Genomic DNA, 15,561 nt, shown 5'->3' with positions numbered 1-15,561 from the left:
CGGCAAATTCGCCTGATATGCAAATACTAAAAATGCACTTTGATGGTGCGAATCGCTAAGGTGGCTTGATGAACAGTCGCGATATTCCAGTTTTCGACATGGTGATTTTTGGCGGCACCGGCGACCTCGCCATGCGCAAGCTGATTCCAGCCATGTTCCAGCGTGAACGGGCCGGCGTGCTGCCCGATGATGGCCGCATCATTGCCTCGGCCCGCAACCCGATGAGCCGCGAGCAATACATTGCGATGGTTGAAGCGCAGGCAGCCAGCTACATCCCGGATGCACAGCGACAGGAACCGGCCTGGCAGCGTTTTCTGCAGCGTTTGCACTACGTCGCCATCGATGCCACAAAATCTGAAGGTTATGCCACTCTGCAGGAAACCATTGGCAAGGCCAACGGCAAGATCCGGGTGTTTTACCTGGCCACCTCGCCAAAATTTTTCGGCGCCATTTGCAAGCATTTGCATGGCGCTGGCCTTGTCAATGAACGCAGCCATGTTGTGCTGGAAAAACCGCTAGGCCACGACCTTGACAGCTCGCGCGCGATCAACGCTGAAGTCGCGCAATATTTTTCCGAAGATCAGATTTACCGGATCGACCACTACCTCGGCAAAGAAACCGTACAGAACTTACTTGTGCTGCGTTTCGGTAATACCTTGTTCGAGTCGCTGTGGAATCAGAAATACATCGACCATATTCAAATCACCGTTGCTGAAAGCATCGGCGTTGAAGGCCGTGCCGGCTTTTACGATCACACCGGTGCGCTGCGCGACATGGTGCAGAACCACTTGATGCAATTGCTTTGTTTCGTCGCGATGGAACCACCAGCCAGTCTCGATGCCAATGCCGTGCGGGATGAAAAACTGAAAGTGCTGCGCTCGCTGAAGCCATTGACGATGGACGATGTCAAAAACAACATCATTCGTGGCCAATACACGGCCGGTGCCATCAATGGCAAAACCGCCAACAGCTACCGGAAAGAAGAGGGCATCGAACCGGAAAGCCAGACCGAAACGTTCGTGGCGCTGAAAATGGAAATCGAAAATTGGCGCTGGGGCAATGTGCCGTTTTATCTGCGCACCGGCAAACGCATGGCGCAGCGCGTCTCGGAAATTGTCGTGCAATTCAAATCGGTGCCGCATTCGATTTTTGACAATCGCAGCACTGGTCTCGAACCGAACAAACTGGTAATCAAGATTCAGCCGGAAGAAGACATCACGCTGATGCTTTGTGGCAAAAAGCCCGGCACCGGCACCAATGTCCGGCCGGTCGAGCTGAGCCTGACGGCCAGCAGTGAAGAACACATTCCCGACGCTTACGAGCGCTTGCTGATCGACGCCATTGTCGGTCGCCAGACGCTGTTCATGCGTCGCGATGAACTGGATGCCGCCTGGCAATGGGTCATGCCGATACTGGAAGGATGGAACAACGGAGTGGGACGCGTTGAGCCCTATGTCGCCGGTTCCTGGGGGCCTTCCGGTTCGGCATTTTTATTGGCGCGCGATAACCGCCATTGGTACGAGGATTTGTCATGAAACTGACTGAACAGTCCTTTGCCGACAGCGCGGTCATGTACGCGACGGCTGCCGATACGGTAGCCAAGAATCTGCAGGAAGCAGTGCGCGAGCGTGGCAAGGCGGTGTTTGCCGTTTCTGGCGGCAAAACACCGGCGCCACTTTTTCAGTTGCTCTCGCAGATGTCGTTGCCTTGGCATTTGATTACCGTCATTCTCGTTGATGAACGTTTCGTGCCGGATGATCACGCCGACAGTAATGCCGCGCTGGTCAAACAGAATTTGCTACAGCATGAAGCCAAAGGCGCGACCTTTCTGCCGATGTTTTTAGCAGGTATGGATGCCGAACAATGCGCACGACACTTCGACGATCAATTGCGTGAGCTCGGCGGCATTGTCGATGTCGCGGTACTCGGTATGGGCGATGACGGTCATACTGCCTCCTGGTTTCCGGATTGCGCGCAGATTCACGCATTGATTGATCCGCTGAATCCGCGTTTTTGCGCGGTCAGTGAGCCGACGAAAGCTCCACACAAACGTTTGACGCTGACCCTGCCGGCACTGCTGAAAAGCCGGCTGCTGGCGTTGCTGATTACCGGTGAAAACAAGAAAACGGTTTACCGTGAGGCTCGCCAATTTGCCGAGCCGATAGAGGCCTTACCGATACGGGCGTTGCTGCACCAGCATCGCGTTCCTGTCCACATTTTCCGCGCCTGAGCTCCTATGATTATTGCTGATCATCATTTGAATCTGCTGGCCGATATTGGCGGTACCAATGCCCGTTTCGCGCTGTACACCTCCGATAAAGGTATTCACGACGAACAAACGCTGTCGTGCAAGGAATACCCCACACTGGAGTTGGCGATAGAGGATTATTGCCGGCGCAAAAATGCCGAACCCTTGCGTGCCTGCATCGCCATCGCCACACCGGTCGTCAATGATTTTATCCAGATGACCAATCATCACTGGGGGTTCTCGGTCAACGCCTTGCAACACCATTTTGCCTGGCAAAAGTTGGTGGTGTTGAACGACTTTGAAGCGTTGGCGATGAGCTTGCCTCACTTGAGCGAAAAGGAACTGATCACGATAGGCCCAACACTGAGAGCAGAGCCCGGCGTCAAAGCCGTGATTGGCCCCGGCACCGGCCTTGGTGTCGCCAGTTTGATGCGCTCCAGTTCGCGCTGGCATGCGCTGGCTGGCGAAGGCGGGCATGTCAGTTATGCCGTGCAAAATGATCGCGAATTCGCGCTGTTGAAAGTGTTGCAAACGCGATTCAACGGCTATGTCAGCGCCGAACGTGTCGCCTCGGGTCCGGGTCTTGTCAATATTTATGAAGGGCTGGCGAAAGTCGATGGCGTCACCGTGTCGCCATTGACGCCAGCTGAGATCACCGAGCGTGCGCATAATGGCGATCGCCGCTGTTTGGAAGTGATGGAAATTTTCTTGCGCGCGCTGGCGTCAACCGCTGGCAATGTTGCACTGACCGTTGGTGCTCGTGGCGGCGTCTACATCGGCGGCGGCATCGTACCGCGCCTTGGCAGCTTGTTCGATGCTGAGGCGTTCCGCCGCAATTTCGAAAACAAGGGCCGTTTTTCCTCCTATCTGAAATCCATTCCGGTCTGGATGATTGATTCGCCGCATCCCGCTTTTGTCGGCGCCGTGCATGCGCTGCAACTTGGCTGAGAAGCCGGTGAACAGAGCGCAAGCAATTGGCAGGACTGGAACCGCCCCTATATGATGCCAGGCATCGTCGCCGTTTATTGAAAACGGCGTTTCTTTTGCCACCAGAAGCAAGGCCTTGATGGAATCTGCAATCGAAGTCGGTAGACCTTTTCCGCTCGGCGCCAGCTGGGAAGGCTCCGGCGTCAATTTCGCGCTGTATTCTGCTCATGCCGAAGCGGTCGAATTATGTTTGTTTGAAACCCATGGCATGCGCGAAACCGCACGCATTCCGATGATTCATCGCACCGGCGATATCTGGCATTGCTTTTTGCCCTCCGCCCGACCCGGCACTATCTATGGTTTTCGCGTGCACGGACCTTACGTGCCGAAAGACGGCCACCGTTTCAATGCCAACAAACTATTGATTGATCCGTATGCGAAATCGCTGATTGGTGATTTGCGCTGGGATGAAGCCTTGTTCGGTTATCGGCAGGGACCAAAACAAGAATGGCGTGCCGATGGCCGTGACAGCCAACAGTTCGTGCCGAAATGCGTGGTCATCGATCCAACGTTCAACTGGGATGGCGACAGGCAGTTAAACGTGCCGATGGCCGATACCATTCTGTATGAATTGCACGTCAAAGGTTTTACCCAGTTGCATAGCGGTGTGCCGCCGGAATGGCGCGGCAAATACCTGGGGCTGACGGTTCCAGCCGTTATCGATTATCTGAAAAGTCTTGGTGTCACGACCATTGCCTTACTGCCATGTCAGAGTTTTGTTTCTGAGCAGAAATTGGTCGTCAACGGGCTGCACAATTACTGGGGTCATAATCCGGTGGCGTTGTTTGCACCGGACCGTCGTTATGCGGTCAAGGATCCGACCGTTGAATTCAAAACGATGGTCAAGAAACTGCATGCGGCCGGCATTGAAGTGGTCATGAGCATCGGTTTCAATCACACCGCCGAAGTCGATGAAACTGGACCTACTTTAAGTTTTCGCGGTATCGACAACAAAACCTATTATCTGCTCGATCAACAGGATTTTCGTCAGTACCGCGATTATTCCGGTTGCGGCAATACACTGAACGCTGAACACCCGCAGGTATTGAAGCTGATGATGGATTGTCTGCGCTATTGGGCCAGCGAAATGCACATCGACGGTTTTCGTTTTGATTTGGCCAGCAGTCTCGCACGGCGCGATGATGATTTTGATCCCGGTGGTTCGTTCTTCAATGTCATCCATCAAGACCCGTTGCTATCGCATTTGAAACTGATGGCGGAACCCTGGGATAAACAACCCGACTCGTATCATCTTGGCCGCTTTCCAGCCGGGTGGTCGGAATGGAACGATCAGTTTCGTGATGGCGTGCGCCAATTCTGGCGCGGGCAGGGCGGATTGCGACAAACCTTTGCAACTAGACTGCTTGGCTCGCCGGATTTGTTTCATCATCAGCGCCGTGAGCCATCAGCCAGCATCAATGTGGTGACCTATCACGATGGATTTACCCTGCATGATTTGGTCACTTACAACCAGAAACATAACGAAGCGAATCTCGATGACAATCGTGATGGCGCTGAAGAGAACTACAGTTGGAATTGTGGCACCGAGGGCGAAACCGACGATGCCGCAATCAACCAATTACGCGATCGCCAGAAGCGCAATTTCCTGACCACGTTGATGCTCGCACAAGGTGTGCCGCTGTTGCTCAGCGGCGATGAATACGGCCGCACTCAGGCCGGCAACAACAATGCGTTTTGTCAGGACAATGAGCTTTCCTGGATGAGCTGGAATTTCAGCGCTCGCGAGCGCGAATTGCAAGCCTTTGTCAAACGCCTGATTGCGCTGCGTAAATCGCAACCGGCATTGCGTCGCCGTCAGTTTGAAGTGCTGAACGCTGAACAGAATTCACAAGCGATCACCTGGTTCGAAGCCAGCGGCGATCATCTTGATGAACCGGCTTGGCAACAGTGGTCGGCACGCGCGCTGGCGATGTTGATCAATGGTCGGAAAACCGGTTTGGTCAGTGCCAACGGTGAGCCCGTACTCGGAGATCATTTACTGGTGTTGTTCAATGCCCGCAACGATGCACAGCAATTCACCGTGCCATCACCACCGGATGGTGCGCTCTGGCAATTGGTGCTTGATACCAGTGAGCCGCTGGGTTCGTCGACACCGGTTTATTTCAACGGCAAAGATACGTTCCGTCTGGAGCAGCGATCGATCGCGATTCTGATTGAGTATGTCGTCGAGGCCAGCACGCCGCGCTGACGCGGCGTGCCGGAAGCGAATGGTTAATGGTGATGCTTGTGCGGCCGATGACGATGTATCAATACATGCAATAAGGCACCAGCAAAGAACGCCTGCAGGATATGCGTGGAATGTTCATTTAACGTTGCCATCCACAGTGTCGTAAGTTCATAACCGATAACAATCGTTACGCACATGGCAACAATGGTCATTGTCGCGATACGAGAGCCCAATGCGTGCTGCACCAGCCACCAGATGGCCAAGCCCAATGGCAGTTGATGAATGACCACGGCCACTTCCACCCACACACTTTCGGCACTGGCCAGCGTGGCGCCATCCATCAATGAATGCGCGATCAGCGCAATGGAGCCGAGCACCGCGGTGATCGAGTGCGCCGGCATCGCCAGACGGGAAAAGGCTTGTTCAATCAGGCTCGGAAGCGCCATGCCAGCGATACCAATCAATGGTCCCATCCAGCCGATATGCCGATAACTTTCAACGATCACTTCGATCAGGATAATCAGCACAACAATGCTGATCAGCAGACGATCAAATACGTCATGCAGGCGGCGATGCTGGTGCAGGCGCTTATACAGCCACGGTGCGATGGCCAAGGACAACAGGCTGAGAAGCAGGGCGATCATGCGCTGGCACTAACGTAGTCGGAAGGGCCGCTATTCTAACCGCTTGTCGGATAATCTCCTACCGGCATGGTCAAGATCATGGCATTAAAAAACCGGACACGAGGTCCGGCTTTCTGCTGAGCGATCAGCGCTTGGCCGTCCAATGATCCAGCCATTTCAGCACATGCTGATGCCAATCACGGTTGTTCTGCGGTTTCAGCAACCAGTGGTTTTCATCCGGATAGACCAACAGCTGGCTCGGAATACCCTGGCGTTGCAGTGCGGTGAACGCGGCCAAGCCTTGCGAATACGGTACCCGGTAATCTTTCAAACCATGGGTGACCAGCATCGGAGTGCGCCAATCTTTGACGTGATTCATCGGATTGTGTTTTTCGTACTCGGCTGGCGCATTGAATTGCGGGCCACGATTCTCCCATTCGACAAACCACAATTCCTCAGTGGTGTAATACATCGAACGGGTATCGAAAATACCGGCGTGATTGACGATGCAACGGAAGCCGTCGGCCCACTGGCTGGCGATCCAGTTCATCATGTAACCACCGTAGGAAGCGCCTAGCGCACAAGCACGGTTTTCATCGACAAACGGATATTTTTCCGCGGCAAACGCCAAACCTTTTTTCAGATCTTCCAGCGGCTTGCCGCCCCAGTCGCCACTGATGGAGTCGGTGAAGGCTTGGCCATAACCGGTCGAGCCATGGAAGTCGATCATGATCGCGACATAACCGGCACCGGCGTAAACCTGCGGATTCCAGCGGTAATGGAAGTGATCGCCAAAGCTGCCCTGTGGGCCGCCATGGACCAGAAACGCCACCGGATATTCCTTGCCCTGCTCGAAGTTCGCTGGTTTAACGATGTAACCGTAGACGGTTTCGTTGTTCCAACCTTTGAAGCTGAATTGCTCGTAATCGCCCATCTTGATGTCATCAAGCAGCGGCTGATTGAAGCGCGTCAATTGTTGGGCTTTCCCGCCGCTTTGCTTGACGCGAAATAACTCAACCGGCGATTTCAGCGTGTCATAACTGTAAATGATTTCATTGTTGGCCAGTGCATAACCGCCGACATAACCCTTGTCGACCAGGCGTGTCCATTTCTTGTTGCTGACATTGACGGCAAACAACGAATGTTGGCCGGAATCATTGGCGGTGGCGAACAGCGTTTTGCTGTCGGCGCTCCAATGCAACGAGCCGAAAGAGCGATCAATGGTGCTGCTGACATCAACCGTGTCGCCGGATTTCAAATCGCGAACCATTACGCGCAGTTTGTCGGCTTCAAAACCGGCACGCTCCATCGACAGCCAGGCCAGTTTCTTGCCATCCGGCGAAACGGTTGGCGTGATATCGGTGCCAGGCATATCCGGTGTCAGGTTCTGCAATTCACCGGAGCTGAGCGAAAAGCGATAGATATCGTGATTGGTTGACCACGGTTCACTGACGCCTTTGATGCGGGCATTGAAATAAATGGCGTCGCCTTTGGGTGCGAAGCGGTATTCATCGCTGCCGCCGAATGGTTTTGATGGCACATCAGCATCCAGCGTTGAAATGGCCTGCACCGTGTTTGTCGTGTGGCCGTTATCCATCTTGTCCAGATACAAACGGGAAATATGGCCGTCTTTCCAGGTGTCCCAATGACGGACAAACAATTTGCTGTACAGCTTGCCGCTGACTTTGCTTTCGCCTTGTTTTTTCTCACGCTCGGCGGTGCATTGCAGCGTGTCGCAATCGGCAAACACTTCAAAACTCAGCAGCACCTGTGTGCCGAGCGGTGAAAGCTGGTAACTGGTGATCGAGATCGGGTAATCGGAAACCTGGGTCGCTTCGCCGCCATCGATGGCGATGCGCCACAATTGGTTGCTGCCGCTGCGCGAACTCAGAAAGTACAAATGCTTGCCGTCAGCTGACCACTGCGGGCTGCTTTCCGATGCATCATGTGTCGTCAGTCGGCGTGCTGCGGTTTTGCCGGCCGTGTCCTGCAACCATAAGTCGGTCAGGCTTTTGTTGGCGGCCATATCGGTTTTGCTGACCGTGAACGCCACCAAACGACCATCGGGCGAGGCCGACGGCGCGCCAAGGCGCTGCATTGACCACATGTGATCAACGGTGAACGGTTCGGCGGCAAAGGCGCCGGTGCAGAGCAGGGTGGCAGCGAGACGTAAGCTCAAGTTCTTGTTCATCGAGGGGCCCTGGTTTTGGGAAAGCGCTGATGCTACCGCGTTGCGCTTTGCCGGCTCAAGTCTTGTTCGGTGCTGAAATCGCGTACAATAGCCGGCAATATTTCCGGAATTCAGCTGCCATGGCCTCGTTGTTTGTCGATCATCTGACCGTAATTGATTGTTCCGCGCTGTCGGCGGAGCGCGGCCTGATCGGCGCCAGTTATATCGTCGATATCGAATTGCAAGGCCCGCTCGACCGCCAGGGCATGGTGCTGGATTTCTCCAAGGTCAAAAAGCAGATCAAGCGCCTGATTGATGATAGCGTCGACCATCGCTTGCTGGTGCCGACCAAGTACACTGGCCTGCAAATCGCTTATCAGGGCGAACAGGTTGCGCTGCAATTTCGCGATCAGCGTGATTTCCTTTGGCAGCATAGTTCGCCTGCCGTAGCGCTGGCACAAATTCCACTGACCGATATCTCCGCCGAATTGCTGAGCCCCTGGCTGCAGCAACATATCCAGGAACAACTGCCACGTGGCATGCAATTGACACTGCGCTTGCGCGAAGAACAAATCGACGGTGCATCGTATTGCTACAGTCATGGCTTGCAAAAACACGACGGCGCCTGCCAGCGCATCGCCCATGGTCATCGCTCGCGCATTGAAATTTTTATCGACGGCGAACGCTCGACCGCTTGGGAGCAAACCTGGGCCAAGCGCTTTGACGACATTTATATCGTCACCCGCAGTCATATTCATGGCGAAGCGACCGATGGCGAAACACCGATGCTGCTGCTACGTTATCGTGCCCAGGAAGGCGATTATTTTCTTAACCTGCCGAAAGCGCGTTGTCACACGATCGACTCCGAATCGACCGTTGAACATATCGCCGCCCATATTGCTGAGGTCACGCAACGTGAAACCGGTGCAGACAACGTTCGGGTAAGAGCATTCGAAGGGGTGCTGAAAGGCGCCATCGCGGAAAAATGCGCTGGCTGAACGCGGTTGTCACCGCACTATTGTTGGCACTGATTCAGCTTTACCGCTGGATCTTGAGTCCGTTCATTGGCGGCCAATGTCGCTTTTATCCGACCTGCAGTGTTTATGCCCGCGAAGCAATCAAACTGCACGGACCATGGCGTGGTTCGGTAATGGCAATCAAGCGCTTGGGCCGTTGCCATCCGATGCATCCCGGCGGCAATGATCCGGTGCCGCCAAAAGAATAGCGATGCATTATTGTCATCGCTATTTCATTTTTCTTTCAGAAGTTAAAGCGTTTTCTCGAAGGCATACGCATGCGCAATGATCTTTTCGAGGTCATCGTACTGCGGTGTCCAGTTCAGTAGTTCACGTAAACGACTTGAGTCGGCGGCAATGGCGGCGAGGTCGCCGGCGCGGCGTGGGCCGTAATGTATGTTCAGCGGTTTGCCGACGACTTTCTCGGCAGTTTTCAATACTTCCAATACGCTGAAGCCGTGGCCGTATCCGCAGTTCAGTGTCGTCGATTTCCCGCCATTGCGCAGGTAGTCGAGCGCGGCCAAGTGCGCAGCGGCTAAATCTTCGACGTGAATGTAATCACGCACACCGGTGCCGTCTGGTGTCGCGTAATCTGTGCCAAAAACGGATACTTTCTCGCGTTTGCCGCAGAGCGCTTCGACGGCCACTTTGATTAAGTGCGTCGCGTTCGGTGTTGCCTGACCGATGCGTGCTTGCGGATCGGCACCGGCAACGTTGAAGTAGCGCAGAATGACATGGCTCATCGCGCCGGTGGCGGAATAATCGCGCAGCAGATGTTCGCTCATCAGCTTCGACATACCGTACGGTGATTCCGGGCGGGTGGGGGATTGCTCGGTGACCATCAGTGTGTCAGGGGTGCCGTAAACGGCAGCGGTCGAGGAAAAAATCATGTGCTTGACGCCAACTTGCTGGCAGCATTCAAGCAGGTTCAAGACGTTGACGGTGTTGTTGCGATAATACTGCAGCGGCTTTTCGACTGACTCAGGGACAACGGTGTTCGCCGCGAAATGCATAATTGCGTCGATATTCTTTTCGCGCAGGATTTTCGTGACCAATTCCTTGTCACCGGTATCGCCGACAATCAGCTCGCCAAACAACACGGCTTTGCTATGACCGGTGCTCAAGTTATCCAGCACAACAATGTTGTCGCCGCGCTCGCCGAGTTGACGCACAACATGGCTGCCGATATAGCCGGCGCCGCCGGTTACCAGAACGGTTTTGTTCGACATGAATCTCTCTTCCTGAAGCGATAAAAAACGGGGCCACACTAGCCCCGTTATGATTTGCCAAAAAGTGATGCTTCGAGTCTGCCGCCTTTACCGTGTCATTCCCGCGGAGGCGGGAATCCATCATTGACTCGGAGCACTGGATACCCGCCTGCGCGGGTATGACAAGCAAAAAAGACTTGAGGGCACAATAATCGGCAAAAAATGATTACTTGCGTTTATCGATCGACTGATATTCGCGGTGTTTTTCACCGGTGTAAAGCTGACGCGGACGGCCGATTTTCTGGCTCGGTTCGGCAATCATTTCCATCCACTGGGCAACCCAGCCGGTGGTGCGGGCCATCGCGAACATCACGGTGAACATGCTGACCGGAATGCCCATGGCTTTCATGATGATGCCGGAGTAGAAGTCGACGTTCGGGTACAGCTTCTTCTCGACGAAGTAATCATCCTGCAGCGCAATGCGTTCCAGCTCCATGGCCACTTTCATCAGTTCGCTGTTTTCGGCACCGAGGTGGCCGAGCACTTCGTGCGCGGTTTCACGCATGATTTTTGCGCGCGGATCGAAGTTTTTGTACACGCGGTGACCAAAGCCCATCAGGCGGAACGGATCGTTCTTGTCCTTGGCGCGGCGGATGTATTCCGGAATGCGATCGACGCTGCCGATTTCTTCCAGCATCGTCAAACAGGCTTCGTTGGCGCCGCCGTGTGCCGGGCCCCACAATGAAGCAATACCGGCAGCGATACAGGCGAACGGGTTGGCACCGGAAGAGCCGGCCAAACGCACAGTCGAAGTCGAGGCATTCTGCTCGTGATCGGCGTGCAGAATCAGAATGCGATCAATCGCGCGCACCAGAATCGGGTCTGGCTGGTATTCGGCGCACGGTACGCCAAACATCATGTGCAGGAAGTTAGCCGAATACGAGTATTCGTTGCGCGGATACATGAACGGCTGACCGATGCTGTACTTGTACGACATCGCTGCCAGTGTCGGCACCTTCGCGATCAAGCGAATCGCGCTGATTTCACGGTGTTTCGGATTATTGATGTCCAACGAGTCGTGATAGAACGAGGACAACGCACCGACCACGGCAACCATGATCGCCATCGGGTGAGCGTCACGACGGAAGCCGGAGAAAAACCGGTTCATCTGGTCGTGCACCATCGTGTGATGGGTGATGTGATAGGTCCAGTTGTCGAGTTCGGCTTTGCTCGGCAATTCGCCTTTGATCAACAGGTAGGCCACTTCCAGAAACGACGAGTTTTCGGCCAGTTGTTCAATCGGATAACCGCGGTATTGCAGCACACCGGCGTCGCCGTCGATGTAAGTGATTTTCGATTCGCAAGCAGCAGTGGCCAAAAAGCCCGGGTCATAAGTGAAATGTTTGTGTTTGCCCAGTTCGCGAATGTCGATGACATCCTGGCCCTGGCTTGGCGAATAAATCGGCAAGGAGAGTGGTTCGGCTTGGCCGGGAAGGTGCAGTTTGGCGACCTTGTCTGCCATGTTTAACTCCTTCTGGTTCATAAGAGCAGGGTGGACAGATCTGGATGATCCTTTTATCCCCTGGTACGTATCGAGCTGAGTATGGCTCAGTTTTGCGGGTGCAGACTATAGACGATCAAGCGCCAATAGCCAAAAGGCAATTTGTACGCTTGATTTGATCAACGTCGTATTCGACCAAGGTTGAATTGACTCGATTTACGGTAACTTGGTTAAGAATCCCATTTGTCTTCAAAGGGATGCGCGCCTATAATTCGCCCGCCCATTGGCGCCATAACAAACGCTGATATGCAATTTCGGCCTGTTCTTGGGCTGTCCAACCTACAAAAGACGAGAAACTGTGAATACGCAACGTCCAGTCAATCTTGATCTGACGACCATCAAAATGCCTGTGATGGCGATATCGTCGATCTTGCACCGTATCTCCGGTGTCGTGTTGTTCCTGGGTCTGCCGGTCCTGCTTTATATGTTGCAGGAGACACTGGCGTCCGAAGCCCGTTTTGAAACCCTCAAGCAATGCTTGACGGCGCCGTGGGCCAAGTTCGGATTGTGGGCCATTCTGACCGCGCTTTGTTACCACCTGATTGCAGGCGTACGCCACCTGGTCATGGACCTTGGCCATGCTGAATCGCTGAGCGCCGGCCGTCAGACTTCCATCGCGGTCATCGCTTTGAGCCTGTTGGCCGCTATCGGCGTGGGGGTGGTCGTATGGTAAGACAAGCCACCACCTTTGGTCGCAGCGGTTTGCACGACTGGGTTGTTCAGCGTCTGTCCGCCGTTGTGTTGCTGGCCTACGCGCTTTACGTCGGCGGTTACCTGCTCGGCGTCGCCCTCGGCAGTGGTGAAATGACCCACGGCCTGTGGCTGAACCTGTTCACATCACCAATCATGAAAATCGCCACGATGATCGCCGTGTTTGCGGTGGTCGCGCACGCCTGGATTGGTATCTGGACCGTATTAACCGACTACGTCAAGCCGGTGGGAGTGCGTTTCGTCGCACAAAGTTTGTTGATCGTGACCTGCTTGGGGCTATTGCTCTGGGGTCTCGTCATTTTGTGGGGTGTGTAAATGGCACGAGCCACCCATACTTTTGACGCGGTAATCGTTGGCGCCGGTGGCGCTGGCATGCGCGCGGCGCTGCAATTGGCCCAGGCCGGCCTGAAAACCGCGTTGATTTCTAAAGTTTTTCCAACCCGTTCGCATACCGTATCGGCCCAGGGCGGCATCACCGTCGCACTCGGCAATACCCATGAAGACGATTGGCGCTGGCACATGTACGACACCGTCAAAGGGTCGGACTATATCGGCGATCAGGACTCTATCGAATACATGTGCTCAGTCGGCCCCGAGGCTATCTATGAGCTCGAGCACATGGGCCTGCCGTTCTCGCGCAATAAAGAAGGTCGCATTTATCAGCGCCCATTCGGTGGCCAGTCGAAGAATTTCGGCGGCGAGCAAGCCGCCCGTACCGCGGCAGCGGCCGACCGCACCGGTCACGCGCTGCTGCACACGCTGTATCAGCAGAACGTCAAAGCCCAAACCAAATTCTTCAATGAATGGTATGCGCTGGATCTGGTCATGAATGACAAAGGTCAGTGCTGCGGCGTTACGGCGATGGACATCGAGTCCGGTGAAATCGAAGTGTTCCGCTCACGTGCGGTCATTTTCGCCACCGGCGGTGCCGGCCGTATTTATGCCTCCACTACCAACGCGCACATCAACACCGGTGACGGTGTCGGCATGGCGCTGCGTGCCGGCCTGCAAGTGCAGGACATGGAATTCTGGCAATTCCACCCAACCGGCATTCACGGTGCCGGCGTGCTGGTCACCGAAGGTTGCCGCGGTGAAGGCGGTTACCTCATTAACAGCAAAGGCGAGCGCTTCATGGAGCGCTACGCACCGAACGCCAAAGACTTGGCCTCGCGTGACGTCGTTGCCCGCTCGATGATCAAGGAAATTCTTGCCGGCAACGGCGTTGGTCCGGAAAAAGACCACGTGTTGCTGAAGCTTGATCACCTGGGTCAGAAAACCCTGCATGACAAACTGCCAGGTATCTGCGAATTGGCCGAAACTTTCGCCCACGTCGATCCGGTGAAAGCGCCGATTCCGGTTGTGCCCACCTGCCACTACATGATGGGCGGCGTGCCGACCAACGTGCATGGCCAGGCCCTGGTTTTCCGTGATGGTAAAGATCACGTTGTCGAAGGCTTGTATGCCGTTGGGGAAATCGCTTGCGTGTCGGTGCATGGCGCTAACCGCTTGGGCGGCAACTCGTTGCTGGATTTGGTGGTGTTTGGTCGTGCGGCTGGTTTGCACGTCACCGAAGCCCTGACCAAAGATGAGCTGCAGCTGAATCATTGCTCCGACTCCGATGTCGAAGCGTCGTTTGCCCGCTACAACCGCTGGGAAAACAACAAGGAAGGCGAAAATCCTTCGCAGATCCGCAAAGAAATGCAGAACTGCATGCAGAATTATTTCGGCGTGTTCCGCACCGGCGAAGCGATGGCCAAAGGCTTCGAAGAGCTGAAGAAATTGCGTGAGCGTTTGAAAAATGCGTCGCTGTCCGACAAGAGCAAAGCCTTCAACACTCAGCGTGTCGAATGCCTGGAGCTCGACAACCTGATGGAAACCGCGTTTGCCACCGCCACCGCTGCGAATTTCCGTACCGAGAGCCGTGGTGCCCACGCTCGCGAAGATTACGAAGATCGCGATGATGCGAACTGGCTGTGCCACTCGATCTACGACTCAAAAACCGAAGCGATGAGTAAGCGTGCCGTTAACATGACGCCGAAAACCGTTGAAGGTTTCGAGCCGAAAAAGCGTACGTATTAAGAGGGTTAACTGACCATGCGTTTTCAGGTTTATCGTTACAACCCGGAAGTCGATACGGCGCCGTACATGAAAGAGTACGAGCTCGACATTCCAGAAGGTAAAGACATGATGGTGCTGGATGCCTTAATCCAGCTGAAAGACAAAGACCCGACCTTATCATTCCGCCGTTCCTGCCGCGAAGGCGTGTGCGGATCGGATGGCATGAACATGAACGGCAAAAACGGTTTGGCCTGCGTCACGCCGGTTAAATCGCTGAAAGAGCCGGTCGTCATTCGTCCGTTGCCGGGCCTGCCGGTGGTGCGCGACCTGGCCGTCGACATGAGCACGTTCTACCGCCAGTACGAAAAAATCAAACCGTACCTGCAGAACAAATCGCCGGCCCCGGCCCGCGAACGTCTGCAGAGCCCGGAAGATCGCGAGAAAATGGAAGGCCTGTGGGAATGCATTCTGTGCGCCTGCTGCTCCAGTTCCTGCCCGTCGTTCTGGTGGAATCCGGACAAATTCGTCGGTCCAGCCGGTCTGCTGCAAGCCTATCGTTTCCTGGCCGACAGCCGGGATGATGCCACGAACGAACGTCTGGCCGATTTGGACGATGCCTACAGCGTATTCCGTTGCCGCGGCATCATGAACTGCGTCAGCGTCTGTCCGAAGGGTTTGAATCCAACCCGTGCCATCGGCAAAATCCGCAGCATGCTGTTGCAGCGTGGTGTGTAAGGAATCTGCACTGATGCACACAGATGAACCCGGCCAACGGCGCATTCATCATCTAT

Annotated in this window: 14 protein-coding genes; 10 read left to right on the top strand and 4 right to left on the bottom strand. The window is 54.8% G+C overall.

Annotation, left to right across the window (positions count from 1 at the left end; all coding sequences use genetic code 11):
- The first annotated feature begins 68 nt into the window (after nucleotides 1-68).
- The 4 genes from zwf to glgX all read left to right on the top strand — a co-directional run bounded on the left by zwf (nucleotide 69) and on the right by glgX (nucleotide 5,444).
- Nucleotides 69-1,535 carry a glucose-6-phosphate dehydrogenase gene (gene zwf / locus E2H98_RS01680; protein WP_133592612.1) on the top strand — a complete coding sequence of 489 codons (1,467 nt, stop codon included), beginning with the start codon at nucleotides 69-71 and terminating at the stop codon, nucleotides 1,533-1,535.
- The gene (gene pgl / locus E2H98_RS01675) at nucleotides 1,532-2,230 is read left to right on the top strand and encodes a 6-phosphogluconolactonase (RefSeq protein WP_133592610.1); all 699 of its coding nucleotides are present in this window, start codon (nucleotides 1,532-1,534) and stop codon (nucleotides 2,228-2,230) included. Before zwf ends, pgl begins: the two co-directional genes overlap by 4 nt.
- Before the next feature lie 6 nt (nucleotides 2,231-2,236).
- Nucleotides 2,237-3,196, top strand: coding sequence for a glucokinase (gene glk / locus E2H98_RS01670; RefSeq protein ID WP_133592607.1), 960 nt, complete (start codon nucleotides 2,237-2,239; stop codon nucleotides 3,194-3,196).
- A gap of 118 nt (nucleotides 3,197-3,314) precedes the next feature.
- The gene (gene glgX / locus E2H98_RS01665) at nucleotides 3,315-5,444 is read left to right on the top strand and encodes a glycogen debranching protein GlgX (protein WP_133592605.1); all 2,130 of its coding nucleotides are present in this window, start codon (nucleotides 3,315-3,317) and stop codon (nucleotides 5,442-5,444) included.
- Between the two features lie 23 nt (nucleotides 5,445-5,467).
- Here the strand turns inward: glgX and E2H98_RS01660 are convergent, their stop codons facing one another.
- Together E2H98_RS01660 and E2H98_RS01655 are read right to left on the bottom strand one after the other, a co-directional pair.
- A complete protein-coding gene (locus E2H98_RS01660; RefSeq protein WP_133592604.1) occupies nucleotides 5,468-6,067 on the bottom strand; it encodes a ZIP family transporter in 600 nt (199 codons plus the stop codon).
- 124 nt (nucleotides 6,068-6,191) lie between these two features.
- Nucleotides 6,192-8,237 carry a S9 family peptidase gene (locus E2H98_RS01655; protein WP_133592602.1) on the bottom strand — a complete coding sequence of 682 codons (2,046 nt, stop codon included), beginning with the start codon at nucleotides 8,235-8,237 and terminating at the stop codon, nucleotides 6,192-6,194.
- A gap of 119 nt (nucleotides 8,238-8,356) precedes the next feature.
- Here E2H98_RS01655 and E2H98_RS01650 point away from each other — a divergent pair, with 119 nt between their 5' ends.
- Together E2H98_RS01650 and yidD are read left to right on the top strand one after the other, a co-directional pair.
- Entirely contained in the window at nucleotides 8,357-9,214 is an 858-nt protein-coding gene (locus tag E2H98_RS01650) for a 6-pyruvoyl trahydropterin synthase family protein (protein WP_162848208.1), read from the top strand.
- A complete protein-coding gene (yidD, locus tag E2H98_RS01645) occupies nucleotides 9,202-9,441 on the top strand; it encodes a membrane protein insertion efficiency factor YidD (RefSeq protein WP_133592599.1) in 240 nt (79 codons plus the stop codon). Before E2H98_RS01650 ends, yidD begins: the two co-directional genes overlap by 13 nt.
- Before the next feature lie 42 nt (nucleotides 9,442-9,483).
- Here yidD and galE read toward each other — a convergent pair whose 3' ends face one another.
- Both galE and E2H98_RS01635 read right to left on the bottom strand, forming a co-directional pair.
- Nucleotides 9,484-10,461, bottom strand: coding sequence for a UDP-glucose 4-epimerase GalE (gene galE / locus E2H98_RS01640; RefSeq protein WP_133592597.1), 978 nt, complete (start codon nucleotides 10,459-10,461; stop codon nucleotides 9,484-9,486).
- Between the two features lie 205 nt (nucleotides 10,462-10,666).
- Nucleotides 10,667-11,962: a citrate synthase gene (locus E2H98_RS01635; protein ID WP_133592596.1), complete on the bottom strand. Its 1,296-nt coding sequence runs from the start codon at nucleotides 11,960-11,962 to the stop codon at nucleotides 10,667-10,669.
- A gap of 337 nt (nucleotides 11,963-12,299) precedes the next feature.
- Here E2H98_RS01635 and sdhC point away from each other — a divergent pair, with 337 nt between their 5' ends.
- From sdhC to E2H98_RS01615, 4 genes are read left to right on the top strand one after another with little or no spacing between them, the layout of a single operon-like run.
- Entirely contained in the window at nucleotides 12,300-12,674 is a 375-nt protein-coding gene (gene sdhC, locus E2H98_RS01630) for a succinate dehydrogenase, cytochrome b556 subunit (RefSeq protein ID WP_133592594.1), read from the top strand.
- Entirely contained in the window at nucleotides 12,668-13,027 is a 360-nt protein-coding gene (gene sdhD, locus E2H98_RS01625) for a succinate dehydrogenase, hydrophobic membrane anchor protein (RefSeq protein ID WP_133592592.1), read from the top strand. The genes sdhC and sdhD overlap by 7 nt, the downstream gene beginning before the upstream one ends.
- The gene (sdhA, locus tag E2H98_RS01620) at nucleotides 13,028-14,791 is read left to right on the top strand and encodes a succinate dehydrogenase flavoprotein subunit (protein ID WP_133592590.1); all 1,764 of its coding nucleotides are present in this window, start codon (nucleotides 13,028-13,030) and stop codon (nucleotides 14,789-14,791) included.
- Between the two features lie 15 nt (nucleotides 14,792-14,806).
- On the top strand, nucleotides 14,807-15,505 hold the full coding sequence (locus tag E2H98_RS01615; RefSeq protein ID WP_133592588.1) for a succinate dehydrogenase iron-sulfur subunit: 699 nt from the start codon (nucleotides 14,807-14,809) through the stop codon (nucleotides 15,503-15,505).
- The last annotated feature ends 56 nt before the right edge of the window (nucleotides 15,506-15,561 follow it).

This window comes from Permianibacter aggregans, from assembly GCF_009756665.1.
GTDB lineage: Bacteria > Pseudomonadota > Gammaproteobacteria > Enterobacterales > Permianibacteraceae > Permianibacter > Permianibacter aggregans.
The sequence above is the reverse complement of the archived record's forward strand: the minus strand, read 5'-3'. Positions and strand labels throughout refer to the sequence as shown.

Bases quoted from the DNA above. Each gene is read 5' to 3' on its own strand.
- zwf (WP_133592612.1), top strand. From the start codon at position 69: ATGAACAGTCGCGATATTCCAGTTTTCGACATGGTGATTTTTGGCGGC.
- pgl (WP_133592610.1), top strand. From the start codon at position 1,532: ATGAAACTGACTGAACAGTCCTTTGCCGACAGCGCGGTCATGTACGCG.
- glk (WP_133592607.1), top strand. From the start codon at position 2,237: ATGATTATTGCTGATCATCATTTGAATCTGCTGGCCGATATTGGCGGT.
- glgX (WP_133592605.1), top strand. From the start codon at position 3,315: ATGGAATCTGCAATCGAAGTCGGTAGACCTTTTCCGCTCGGCGCCAGC.
- E2H98_RS01660 (WP_133592604.1), bottom strand. From the start codon at position 6,067: ATGATCGCCCTGCTTCTCAGCCTGTTGTCCTTGGCCATCGCACCGTGG.
- E2H98_RS01655 (WP_133592602.1), bottom strand. From the start codon at position 8,237: ATGAACAAGAACTTGAGCTTACGTCTCGCTGCCACCCTGCTCTGCACC.
- E2H98_RS01650 (WP_162848208.1), top strand. From the start codon at position 8,357: ATGGCCTCGTTGTTTGTCGATCATCTGACCGTAATTGATTGTTCCGCG.
- yidD (WP_133592599.1), top strand. From the start codon at position 9,202: ATGCGCTGGCTGAACGCGGTTGTCACCGCACTATTGTTGGCACTGATT.
- galE (WP_133592597.1), bottom strand. From the start codon at position 10,461: ATGTCGAACAAAACCGTTCTGGTAACCGGCGGCGCCGGCTATATCGGC.
- E2H98_RS01635 (WP_133592596.1), bottom strand. From the start codon at position 11,962: ATGGCAGACAAGGTCGCCAAACTGCACCTTCCCGGCCAAGCCGAACCA.
- sdhD (WP_133592592.1), top strand. From the start codon at position 12,668: ATGGTAAGACAAGCCACCACCTTTGGTCGCAGCGGTTTGCACGACTGG.
- sdhA (WP_133592590.1), top strand. From the start codon at position 13,028: ATGGCACGAGCCACCCATACTTTTGACGCGGTAATCGTTGGCGCCGGT.
- E2H98_RS01615 (WP_133592588.1), top strand. From the start codon at position 14,807: ATGCGTTTTCAGGTTTATCGTTACAACCCGGAAGTCGATACGGCGCCG.